The 11,706-nt window shown below is 55.7% G+C and carries 9 protein-coding genes and 2 pseudogenes; 4 read left to right on the forward strand and 7 right to left on the reverse strand.

Annotation, left to right across the window (positions count from 1 at the left end; genetic code table 11):
* Positions 1 to 229 precede the first annotated feature (229 nt).
* Positions 230 to 567 (forward strand): annotated as a pseudogene (locus AB3X96_RS41030) (transposase); the annotation flags it as partial.
* A 512-nt stretch (positions 568 to 1,079) separates the two neighbouring features.
* Here AB3X96_RS41030 and AB3X96_RS41035 read toward each other — a convergent pair.
* Complete coding sequence (locus tag AB3X96_RS41035; protein WP_368594222.1) at positions 1,080 to 1,820, reverse strand: SDR family NAD(P)-dependent oxidoreductase; 741 nt, start codon at positions 1,818 to 1,820, stop codon at positions 1,080 to 1,082.
* Positions 1,821 to 3,601: 1,781 nt separating this feature from the next.
* Between AB3X96_RS41035 and AB3X96_RS41040 the strand changes: the two genes are divergently transcribed.
* Positions 3,602 to 4,114, forward strand: coding sequence for a hypothetical protein (locus AB3X96_RS41040; protein ID WP_176112408.1), 513 nt, complete (start codon positions 3,602 to 3,604; stop codon positions 4,112 to 4,114).
* A 395-nt stretch (positions 4,115 to 4,509) separates the two neighbouring features.
* The gene (locus tag AB3X96_RS41045) at positions 4,510 to 5,067 is read left to right on the forward strand and encodes a DUF2165 family protein (protein WP_368594223.1); all 558 of its coding nucleotides are present in this window, start codon (positions 4,510 to 4,512) and stop codon (positions 5,065 to 5,067) included.
* A 113-nt stretch (positions 5,068 to 5,180) separates the two neighbouring features.
* On the opposite strand, the gene AB3X96_RS41050 is transcribed toward AB3X96_RS41045, so the two are convergent.
* The 6 genes from AB3X96_RS41050 to AB3X96_RS41075 form a co-directional block, all read right to left on the reverse strand.
* Positions 5,181 to 5,993 (reverse strand): IS5 family transposase, encoded by an 813-nt coding sequence (locus tag AB3X96_RS41050; protein ID WP_368594224.1) that lies wholly within the window; start codon positions 5,991 to 5,993, stop codon positions 5,181 to 5,183.
* Positions 5,994 to 6,226: 233 nt separating this feature from the next.
* Positions 6,227 to 6,553, reverse strand: a complete 327-nt coding sequence (cyoD, locus tag AB3X96_RS41055) for a cytochrome o ubiquinol oxidase subunit IV (RefSeq protein WP_176112415.1) — start codon at positions 6,551 to 6,553, stop codon at positions 6,227 to 6,229.
* Positions 6,553 to 7,164, reverse strand: a complete 612-nt coding sequence (gene cyoC, locus AB3X96_RS41060; RefSeq protein WP_176112416.1) for a cytochrome o ubiquinol oxidase subunit III — start codon at positions 7,162 to 7,164, stop codon at positions 6,553 to 6,555. Before cyoC ends, cyoD begins: the two co-directional genes overlap by 1 nt.
* The gene (gene cyoB / locus AB3X96_RS41065; RefSeq protein ID WP_368594225.1) at positions 7,164 to 9,173 is read right to left on the reverse strand and encodes a cytochrome o ubiquinol oxidase subunit I; all 2,010 of its coding nucleotides are present in this window, start codon (positions 9,171 to 9,173) and stop codon (positions 7,164 to 7,166) included. Before cyoB ends, cyoC begins: the two co-directional genes overlap by 1 nt.
* Before the next feature lie 6 nt (positions 9,174 to 9,179).
* Positions 9,180 to 10,076 carry a ubiquinol oxidase subunit II gene (gene cyoA / locus AB3X96_RS41070; RefSeq protein WP_368594226.1) on the reverse strand — a complete coding sequence of 299 codons (897 nt, stop codon included), beginning with the start codon at positions 10,074 to 10,076 and terminating at the stop codon, positions 9,180 to 9,182.
* 84 nt (positions 10,077 to 10,160) lie between these two features.
* Positions 10,161 to 10,799 carry an OmpW family protein gene (locus tag AB3X96_RS41075; RefSeq protein ID WP_368594227.1) on the reverse strand — a complete coding sequence of 213 codons (639 nt, stop codon included), beginning with the start codon at positions 10,797 to 10,799 and terminating at the stop codon, positions 10,161 to 10,163.
* A 314-nt stretch (positions 10,800 to 11,113) separates the two neighbouring features.
* Between AB3X96_RS41075 and AB3X96_RS41080 the strand changes: the two are divergent.
* A pseudogene (locus AB3X96_RS41080) lies at positions 11,114 to 11,706 on the forward strand (IS5 family transposase); the annotation flags it as partial.

Raw genomic sequence — 11,706 nt, forward strand, 5'->3', positions numbered from 1 at the left:
GAGCCGCTCCCAATTGATCAGCTCGGCCAGCCGTACCAGTGGATGCTTGAGATTGATCTGTTCGCGCAGTGGATGCCGGAACAAATCCTTCTCCGTTACAGGCGCCTTCGGACCCATCTAAACCTCGTCAGAATTTGCAGGCTACCCGCTGTAATACCGCCCGGTGTGAGCTTGCCCCTGAAAAACGTATCCCTTGCTGAGGTTTAAACTGCAGCAAGGAGAAACGAAGATGAGCCAATTGAAGCGTGCGCGGTACACCCTGGAATTCAAGCTGGAGGCGGTGCGGCTGGTGAAGGCCGGCCAGAGCCTGGCAGCGGTGTCGGCGATTCTGGGGGTGTCGAGCCAGACGATCTCGAACTGGGTGCAGGCGGACCGAAAAGGAACGCTGGTCGGCCCGGGTACGAAGCCGGTAACCGAGGAGCAGATGGAGCTGGCTCGACTGCGTGCGGAGAATGCGCGACTGAAGATGGAGCGCGACATTCTAAAAAAGGCGGCAGCGTACTTTGCGAAAGAATCGCCGTGAAGTACGCCTTTATCGAACGGGAGCACAAGCGCTGGCCGGCGTCGGAGGCGGCAGAGACGGGAATTCGGACAGTAGAACAAGGAGAACGCTTATTCGTTGGATGTGCGCCCTACCCCAACCCACTAAACGGAAGTTTGCAGAGGTTCTGAGGTGATGGACGATCCTCCGTTACGCGGCGGAAAGTTCATGCTAATGTGGACAAGTCGAGATGCCCCGCGCAGTCTAGTCGGCATGGAAATGTACTTTAGTATGGAAAGTCGGACGCGTATCAGATACCGAAACTTCTTAATAGTCTCTCACGATGGAACATTCGGTATGTCATATGTCACCGCTCTCACATCATTTGAATGCCAATCGAAACCGCCGCGCAGTAGAAGACGATCACTTAGCAGCGTCGGAGCGCAAGGGACCATCTTCAGGGCGCGCTGCAAACATGGACCATCTCCATCAGACCGACTGGTCGGCACACGACGAGGCCCTTTCTTCTCTTCCCTTGCTATGGAGCCTTTCCGACGACGGTTCCTAGGCGTCGGTCTTCACGTGCTGTCGCATGACGTCAGACATGCTGTCCTCCATTGACGTGCAACTCTGCTCCGTTGATGTACGATGAGGCCTCAGTACAGAGGAAGTAGATTACTCGTGCGACCTCGGCCGGATCCCCGAGACGACGCATAGGAATTCCGTGATCCACGATCTCCTCTGTGCCGGGCGACAGGATTGAGGTATCAATTTCTCCCGGAGCAATAGCGTTGACGCGTACACCCTTCGGGCCAAACTCGTGCGCCATTTCCCGCGTTAGAGCTGCGAGCGCAGCCTTTGAGGCTGCGTACGCAGTACCTGCGAAAGGATGAACCTTCACCCCGGCGATCGATGTTACGTTGGCAATGGCCCCGTTTCCTCGGACCAACTCTGGGAACAACGATCGCGCCAGTAATGCGTTGGATACCAAATTCACGTTAAGAACAGTCATCCAAGTCCGAAGATCGCTCTTGAGAACTCCGAGGCGCGATCTGTCCTCGCCTTTAGAAGAGACGCCAGCATTGTTGACGAGCGCGTGTAACTGTCCATTAGGTAGCCGTCGCCTGACTTCCAAAGCGATTCGGTCGATACTATCTAGGTCCGCGAGGTCTGCCTGTATGTGCGCTTCGCGCGCAGCAGGCCACTTGCAACTGTCCGAGAACGGCCGCCGGGAGACAGTGAACACCTCCCAGTTGTTCTCCTGAAAAAGCTTAACTGTGGCATGACCGATACCGCGGCTGGCGCCGGTCAGCAGCATATAACGAGTAACTTGGCCCATCTGTGCATGTCCAATTGGATAGATCGTTGCGGCGTGCAGTTGAGCGACTGCCGCCCTGCATGGGTGAGGTGTACCTACTCGCAAGCAGGCGTGCCAAACGCACTTCATGCTTGCGAGTGTCTCGCCGACTCCCTAGCCGCTCGTTGTCTTCAATCAAATGTGCCGCGGATATGCTCAGCAACATTCAAAAGTTCCGGCAGTGCAGCAATTGACCAGTTTCCACGATACGTCACCGCGGACACGCGACATGGTTAATTGGTGTTGCGAAAACGGAGACGAGCAGTGAGTAAGAAAGCAATTGCGATTGGCGGGCAATGCGCGGCTTGGACAGCAGCCGCCTCCGTTTGCCGCGGATCCGCGGTATCGCTTCGACGAACACTGGCATCAAGCGTCCGAGGTCGGTCGCATTTTGTGATGCATAGCAGATTTCCTTATGGCGAGGTGCCGCGCCACATTCGAGCAATTTGCACGTCATGAGAAAGAGACGCCCAGTCCCCGTTCCCAACGATTTCCGCCGTCGCTTTGTCGCGCTCCCGACATCCGCCCGTCTTAGATGTAACAAAATGGCCATTGCCACCTTGCGATGGACGCCAGGCCGATAGTGAAAATACATTGAAGCAGCGTAAAACTACCGCAGATCAATCGGCAATATCTAAGAATGTTTCTATAACGCCCAATTGCCTTTTTTGCGAGAAATCCATTTAGAGCCAAATCGCTACCAAAAGGACCGAATCGACCGATCCGATCCAACAGTACTTCGCCCTTCCCAAGCGTCAGACGAACCCCGCACATCATCGCGTCACACTCAAAAAACGCCTCGCGACAGGGCATGGGAATTCTTTTTGCACGGTCGAAACAGTTAGCTTGTAAAGATAACTACTTTTTGGGGGACACAGCCCAGCCTACAGCGGCCAACATGACAATGCCGTTGATGTCGCTCAGACTCAAGGAGTTAGAGCGCAAGGGGGAATCCGGTCGAAGCCGCGGTGCCCAAGGCACCTTCGCTTCAGATCCACTGCCTCGGCTCGAATTCCAGCGAAAGGTGCCGCTGCTCAACCCGACGACTGATTTGATTTCTTTTCATATCGACGGCCCACAATCATTCTGGCGAAAACTTCCCGAATATGGCCCATCGCGTATCATTGATTGCACGTTTGCGTCGACATGCTACACCCCGCGACATAGTTGCCGCCGGAACGGCGAACGCGAAGTCATGTAGCGCGTTCACCATCGGCACGAACTCACCCGTTCTTTCGACAGAGTCCGTGGCTGACCGCGCGGATGCAAGTCTCAGTAGCCGCTCAATTTCGGTGACTGGTTCCGGGTATCACCTTTATAAGGACATTAAAGGGAACGATATTTTTTAGCCCAGTGCTGATAAATTCTGTCCAACATCACGGGCAGCGACTCGTATCGAAGGTTGCGTGAGCTGATTGTCTTAGCGCAAGCATATCTCCAATGGAACTACACTGCACTCGGGCCCCCATCTCCGGGCGACTATGCGCGCCGTGGGTGTTGATGCGAATCAAATAACGCCGAAGCGATGTCGTTCGCCGCAGTGTCGCAGTGATCAGTTGAGCGGTAATGACGGTTAGACATCCGTGGACGGCATCCAAGCTCACCGGCCTTCGAGATTGAACACCAACTGGTGTTTGTACTTGACGCCTTTGGTAGCCGGCAGTTAAATAACTTTGTAGAGTTGAACGATGCCACACAGGGAAGCGATTGAGCTGATTGCATACATGGGCACTGTTTCATGGAAGTCGCGAAAGGAGTTGGAAATGAACAAGGAACTGAAAACAGAACCACCGCGTCCAATCTCGCCAGCCGAGATTGCGTCCGATTGGACCGAATGGGGCCGCAGACTTTTGACTCAGAACCAATTGCCGTTTTCCGGTGACGTTTCACAGTGGATAACTGCATGGGGCGAAGCGGTGGGTCAAATCGGACTATTCAATCTGAACATTACGGGCGCGAGAGATCCTGAAAAGGAACGAGCTATTATAAGGCGATACTCATACGGCCATCAGCTCGGAGAAATACTTGCTGTCTTGACACCCATGGCCGATGAATTCTATTCCACTGATCCTCATAAAAGAAGCGCTCTTTCCCCTGCCAGTCGCGATGACTACGAAAGCTTCGTCTCCATGAGAGACGGAATTCAAGAGCTCAAAAATAATAGTCCCTCAACCGTCCAGCAAATTGTAGAGGCGATCAAACGCATGAAAGAAAAGTCACCATTAACTTATCGACGCACAGTCGATGAACTAGTCGACGAACTAAAGAGACTCTAGCAGGGACATGAAAGCACGTCCGTCCGCCAACTCTCCACGAAATCGAATTACTGACTGAATGTCGTTTTGGGGCGCTGGGACTATTGTTCGCCTCACTACTGCGAATGCCAGAAATAAGAACCCTTGGGGCCGGAGATGAATCCGTGCGCGCTCCTTCTGTCGCCCCGCCATCTTTGTGTGAGCGCTGTAATGAGAAGACTGACGTGAGCAATTTTCTGGGTTGCCGAACCGCCCTTAACGCGAGGCAGTGCAATCAGAACAATAGGAAAGTCTAACTCAGTCCGCCTTTCCAAAGCCGCAATGGTACTCGCAATGGCCCTGCTTACCTCGGTCGTGGCCATCGACAACATTACCGATTACGCCACAACTTCGCTTTCGTACGTCATGTGTTTTTAATGGATACGACTTTTCCGGAAAACGGAACCCTCTATCGGTCAATCCGCCGGACGCAGGTCCATCATGCAGGCTATATGACCATGATTGCGATGCAGATACGGACGGCTGCCCTGCGCTGGTTGGGCGGGCTAAAGTTGATGCGTGCACGCCATGATGGCGATGCAACGTTCCTATCGGCCAGAGGGTGGGCCATTTCGGGACTTACGCTGGGTTTCCTGACGTGGCAAGTGATTTTCATGATGATCGGTGGCGAATGGTTTGGTATGTGGATGTCAAGCAATGGAACGGCCTCCAAACCGCTTTTTTGCTTTTTCGTGACATTCCTCCTCGTACTCATCTACTTGGTGATGGCGGACGACGAGAACGGTCGACCCGCTACACCGCACCGAAGATCCTCGGAGCCAGGCCTAAATGCAGCCGCTGTTGACCAACCTTCTAGGCCAGTACGCGCAGCGAACAGGCGGCGGGACGACGGCAGTGGGGCCGGCAATGATACGCAAGCCAAGCATGTGATGGCGCGCACCGTATACGGGTTGCTTCCGGAGCACCGCCCCTAGCATCGGGCCGTGAACGGGACGATAAGTTTCTCCTTGGCGTACCAGCACCCCTGATGCTCTAGCTTGTTCTTGCACTGAGCGAATCACACATCCAGATTCGCCCCTAGAGCGTGTTAGGAACTTTGAAGTACTGACACGGCGTGGACAAGCATGAGCATTGCGAAGACGACGAAATGAAGCCCAGCGAGAGTTTCGGGGAGCCGTTCATAGTCACGTGCGAGACGCCGGAAACGGTTGAGCCAGCCAAAGCTGCGCTCGACCACCCACCGGCGGGGGAGCAGAACGAAACCCTTTTTCGTTTCTTCGAGTTTGATCACCTGAAGGTCAATGCCCTCGTCGAATGCAGCCTGCGCTGGCTCCTTGCCCGTGTATCCCTGATCGGCAAATGCCACCTTGACCGTTCGTCCCGTTACCTGCTGGACCTGCCGCGCAAGCTCCGCTACCTGTGCGCGCTCCTGTTCATTGGCGGGGGTCACGTGCACCGCCAGCAACTGTCCCAACGTGTCTACTGCAATATGTACCTTGCTACCGCGCTTGCGCTTATAACCGTCATAACCCGCACGCGGGCCGCTCTCGCAGGTCGACTGTATCGTGCGGCCATCGAGGATGACCGCGCTGGGCTGTCCCCGACGGCCCTGTGCCACGCCTATCACCGAGCGCAGGTCACTCACCATGCTCTCAAAGCAGCCAGCCTGCAACCAGCGTTGAGTCTGCTGATACACCAACTCCCACGGCGGGAAATCATTGGGCAGCATCCTCCACGGCGCGCCGGCACGAGCCATCCAGCGCAATGCATCAAACATGTCGCGCAGTTCGTATTTGCGCTGGGGCGCGTCAACGTCCATCAGCGTCAGATACGGCGCCGCGAAACTCCATTCCTCATCCGACACATCAGTCGGATACCCTTTGCGGTCCGTTGTTTTCATCCCGCCAGGATACCAGGTCTCAATCGAAGTTCCTAACACGCTCTAGGCGAAACTGCAAGCGATCAACCAAATAGGCGAATAGGTGTACGGATCGCATGGCAGAGGAACATATTCCTGATGCGATTCTGTTGCGTGGAGCAGAATCGGCGTTTCGCGGGCAGCCAGGTCGCATGGAAGTGGGTGCGGGGCTAGTGCATGTCCGGCGCCGGAAAGCAAAGCCCGCAGGCAACTGACTAACGCGACATCATCAGCATCTCGACATTCCGCATCACCCAGACCGTGCCGAGGATCAGGAACGCAGCGGCTAGTATGGTGTAGCAGAGTGAAAGCACGTTCCATCCCTGCCCAGGCGAGAGGGTCAGATGTAGGAAGCACACAAGGTGCACAACGACTTGCAAAAAGCCGAGTACGGCGATCGCGATCATGGCCGTAGTTGCATCGATGGCATCGTACAGCCCGACACCGAATGCGCCGGCCGTAAGTAATACCGACAAAAAGAAGCCCGCGAGGTACCTAGTGAGGCTGCCATGCAACCCCGCGTGAGTCTGTGCATAATCCATTAGAGCATGCTCCCCAGATAGACGAAAGAAAACACGAAGATCCATACTACGTCGAGGAAGTGCCAGAATAGGCTCAGGCACGTTAGCCGCCGGACCTCCTGCTCACCAAGCTGAGGCACCCGCAGCACTTGGATCATCAGTACGAGCATCCACAGCAGGCCGAAGAAAACGTGAATTCCGTGCGCAGTGACGAGCGTAAAGAAGGCTGAGAGAAACGCGCTGCGCTGCGGACCCGCGCCTTCCGCGATCAGCTGCGAGAACTCGCAAAGTTCGAGCGCGAGGAACGACGCGCCAAGAATGAATGTGATCACGAGCCAACCGAGCACGACACCGCTCCTTGCCCGCGGCACACCCAACATCGCGAAACCATAGGTGATGCTAGAAAGCAACAGCACAGAGGTTCCCAGCGCCACGCCCGATAGATCGAAGAGATCGTGACCCGTAGGGCCACCGGCGAACTGGTGCCTCAGCACGCTGAACGTAGCAAAGAGCGCCGCGAACAGCATACAGTCGGTCATCAGATACACCCAGAAGCCGAACACCGAGTGCGATTGTGGATGATCTTGATAATCGACTTCTGAAAAATCTACGCCAACGGTTTTCTGTAACATCAGTAAGCCTCCTCGGCGACTGGACCGTTAATGTCCATCGGGACTCTGGTGCCAAACCGCCGTTCTTCGATCTCACGGACCATCGCCGCGGGAATGTAATATCCGTCGTTCTTGTCGAAGCTCTTTATGATGATCGTGAGGACGATCCCGATGAAACCTAGCAAAGCGAGCCACGCGATGTGCCATACGGCCGCGAAACCCAGCACCAAGCTGCACATCCCTGTGAAAAAACCCGCCGACGTATTGGATGGCATATGGATGTTCACGTACTTTGACGCCAGCCCAAGGCCGCGGCCCGCTTCTTTCATGTACGCGAAGGCGTCAATGTCCTCCACTTGCGGAATGAGAGCGAAGTTGTAGACCGCCGGCGGTGACGAAGTTGCCCATTCGAGCGTGCGCCCATCCCATGGATCGCCTGTCATATCCTTGCACTCGGCCTCGTTGCGGTTCACGAATGCCATCACCCACAGCAGAACCTGTAACAGGATCCCCACCGCGATGATCGCTGCGCCGAGCGCCGCAACGATGAAGTATGGTTGCCATTCAGCCACATCATAGTGATTTGTGCGGCGCGTCGCGCCCATGAAGCCGAGCACATAAACAGGTACGAAGGCCACATAAAAACCGACGAACCAGCACCAGAACGACGCCTTCCCGAGCTTGTCATCGGGCTTGACACCGAACACCTTCGGAAACCAGTACTGCAGGCCAGCTAAATAGCCAAACACCACACCGCCAATGATGGCGTTATGAAAATGAGCGACCAAGAAAAGCGAATTGTGCAGCACAAAGTCCGCGCCCGGGATCGCCATCATCACGCCGGTCATGCCACCGATAGAGAACGTCACCACGAAACCGATAGTCCAGAACACGGGCGCGGCGAATTGAACGCGCCCGCGATACATCGTGAATAGCCAATTGAAGATCTTGACGCCGGTTGGAATCGCGATAATCATTGTGGCGATGCCGAAAAATGCGTTGACGTCGGCGCCTGAGCCCATGGTAAAGAAGTGGTGCGCCCAAACAAGAAACGAAAGTAGCATGATCGCGCACGATGCGTAGACCATCGTCCTGTAACCGAATAGCGGCTTCTTGCAGAAGGTAGCCATCACTTCCGAATAGATGCCGAAAGCGGGCAGCACCAGAATATACACTTCGGGGTGGCCCCACGCCCAAATCAGGTTCAAGTACAGCATGGCGTTGCCACCAAGTTCGTTCGTGAAGAAGTGCGTGCCAATATAACGATCGAGGCCGAGCAGCGCTACCGCGACCGTGAGAATGGGAAACGTCGCCATGATGAGGACATTCGAGCAGAGCGCCGTCCATGTGAACACGGGCATCTTCATGAGCGACATCCCCGGCGCGCGCATCTTGATGATTGTGACAAAGAAGTTCACGCCCGACATCAAGGTGCCGACACCCGAGAGCTGGATCGCCCATATATAGTAGTCCACTCCAACGCCAGGACTAAATTTCAGCTCGGAAAGCGGCGGATACGCGAGCCAGCCGACCTTCGCGAATTCGCCAGCTACGAGGGACAGATTGATCAACACCGCGCTGACTGCGGTCAACCAGAATGAAAGCGAGTTCAGGAACGGAAACGCCACGTCGCGCGCGCCGATCTGCAATGGCACGACGAGATTGAAGAAGCCTACCATGAGCGCCATCGCCATGAAGAAGATCATGATGACGCCATGCGCCGTGAAGATCTGGTCGAAGTGATCCGGCGGCAGATAGCCTGGCGAATTGAACGCGACGGCCTGTTGAAGGCGCATCATTACGGCGTCGGCAAAGCCGCGCACCAACATGAGCACGGCCACGATCATGTACATGACGCCGATGCGCTTGTGGTCCACGCTCGTGAGCCACTCGACCCAGAGGTACTTCCACTTACCTTGTAAGGTGACCAGCCAGAACACGCCGAGGACAACAAGCGCCATGAACACCGACGCCCCCATGATGATGGGCTGATCGAACGGCATCGCGTCTAATGTGAGTTTTCCGAACATGGCTGTTTACCCTTTGGTTACGCACGATGAGACAGTGAAATCCGCGACGTTGCCGTTGTTGTATTTGCCGACGATTTTGTCGAAAAGCCTCCGGTCGACCTTCGAAAAGTACTGCACGGGCGCGTTTGCCTGCGGCTGCGTGACCGTTGCGTACCGATCCATCGTAAGCTGGGTCGATGAAGCTTTTACCGTCTCCACCCACGCATCGAAGCCCTGCTGGCTCGTAGCCACCGTACGGAACTTCATGTCGGAGAAGCCTTTGCCGCTGTAATTCGACGAGAAGCCCGTGAAGTCGCCCGCTTCGTCGGCGATCAGGTGTAACCGGGTTTGCATGCCGGCCATCGCGTAGACTTGAGTGCCAAGTTGCGGGATGAAGAATGAGTTCATCACCGAGTCCGACGTGATGCGAAAATTGACCGGCGTGCTCACAGGCACCGCCAATTCGTTCAGTGTAGCGATGCCGAGGTCAGGATAGATAAAGAGCCATTTCCAGTCGACCGCGACGACTTCGACGTTGATGGGCTTCACGTCTGATTCCAGGGGTTTATAAGGGTCGAGCTCATGCGTGGTACGCCACGTAAGGATGGCGAGGAACAGAATGATGGCAGCGGGTATGGCCCAGACCACCACTTCAATCGCCGTTGAGTGAACCCAGGTCGGGACGTAGCGTGCGCTGCGGTTCGACGCGCGGTAGCGCCACGCGAAGGTAAGCGTGAGGATAATAACGGGCACTACGATCAGCAGCATGGCCCATGTGGCCGAGGCGAGGAGTGATCTCTCCGCCGTGCCTACGCTACCCTTGGGACTCAGGACGAGAAACTTGGGGCTGCACCCAGCAAGGGAAACGAACAGCCAACCACCGATGGGGATTAACCACTCCTTAAAAGCTTTCCTGTCTGTCATGCCCATCTTCTCCCAAGTTAACCACTGTACTAGGAGCGAAGCCAGCCGTTCACTGAACCGTCTGTCGCTTGAGATTCGCAACGTCTAGAACTTCACCCCGACGCCAATACCAATGACCAGCGGATCGACATGCAAGGCGCCAATTGTCGAGCCGCTAAGCGATGCGTCAGTCTTCATCCATATCTTCTTGATGTCGGCGTTAACGAATAGACTCTTTGATGCCTGCACGTCAATCCCGACCTGCAGCGCAGGACCAAAGCTGTGATTCTTTATAGAGACGGGTACACCTCCCGCGTGCAATCCGTTGTTATAGAAGAGCGTGTAGTTGAGTCCGGCACCAACGTACGGTCGAACGCGTCCCGCATGATTAAAATGATATTGCAATAACAATGTCGGTGGCAGCACGTTAACGCCACCAAGGTCGCCGAGATTCGACGTCAGGTGATGACGTGAGGTACCAAGAATCAACTCCACGCCGATGCTGTCCCGTACCATATAAGTGAAATCGACCTCTGGCACCAGCGCGTTGCTTACGCCGACATCGAGCGCGGAAAGCGTGTCAGTGCTGCGAACTTGCGGTTCAATGCTTATCGCGCGGAGGCGTACCAACCAATCACCTGCGTAGTTTCCGACGACTGCACTGTCGGCGGCGTTAGCTGCGTGCGGTCCAAATGGTGGCATAAGGAGTAGTGCAGCAGCCACATTACGGAGTTGCTTTATCATTGTCATTACCTTTAGCCATTAACCTTCTGCAGTGTGTCCGAATTCGTGGCCGATAGCGTTGATCGCAATCAACTGATGTTTTACGCAGTGCTTGTGTGCGTTACCGCGTCGCAGGCCATATAAATTCTTGCACTTGTCCGTCCGCGCTCCGAATTGCGCAATGCGTCCCGAAATGCTTTGCAGCCGTTCGTGAGATTGCGATATGCCGTGTGGCTCTCCGTAGCACTAAGAAGCCTTAACAAAATGATTGCTTTGATCTGTTAACTTCCAACGATTGCTGTTAACCTCGTCATTGTTTCGGTGACGAGGAGGCCATGGCCAAACTACTCGATGATGCGTTGTGGGCACTCATTGAACCCTTGCTGCCCCCACCCAAACCTCGCCGCTCACGGGATCCCGGACGCAAACCACTGGATGACCGGGCCATGCTTACCGGCATCCTGTTCATCTTGCAGACGGGCCTGCGCTGGGACCTGCTGCCACGCGAGATGGGCTGCGGCAGAGGCATGAGTTGCTGGCGCCGTCTACGAGACTCGCAGGCTGCCGGCGTCTGGGACCGGCTACACGAAGTGCTGCTCGCGAAGCTACGCGAGTCCGACCGGATTGACTGGTCCCGTGTCGTCGTCGACTCCTCCTCGATCCGCGCGGTGGGCGCAGGTCAAAAACGGGACCGAATCCCACCGATCGCGCGCGACCTGGTTCAAAGCATCACCTCGTTACCGAAGCGCAGGGCATCCCGCTCGCGGTAATCCTCACCGGCGCCAACCGTCACGATGTCAACCAGCTTCACGCGCTGGTTGATGCGATCCCACCCATTGCCGGCAAGCGCGGCCGGCCGCTTTCGAAGCCCCGCATCGTTCAGGGCGATCGGGGCTACGATCACGACAAATACCGCCGTCCGCTGCAC

Source organism: Paraburkholderia sp. BR13439 (assembly GCF_040948805.1).
Lineage (GTDB): Bacteria > Pseudomonadota > Gammaproteobacteria > Burkholderiales > Burkholderiaceae > Paraburkholderia > Paraburkholderia youngii.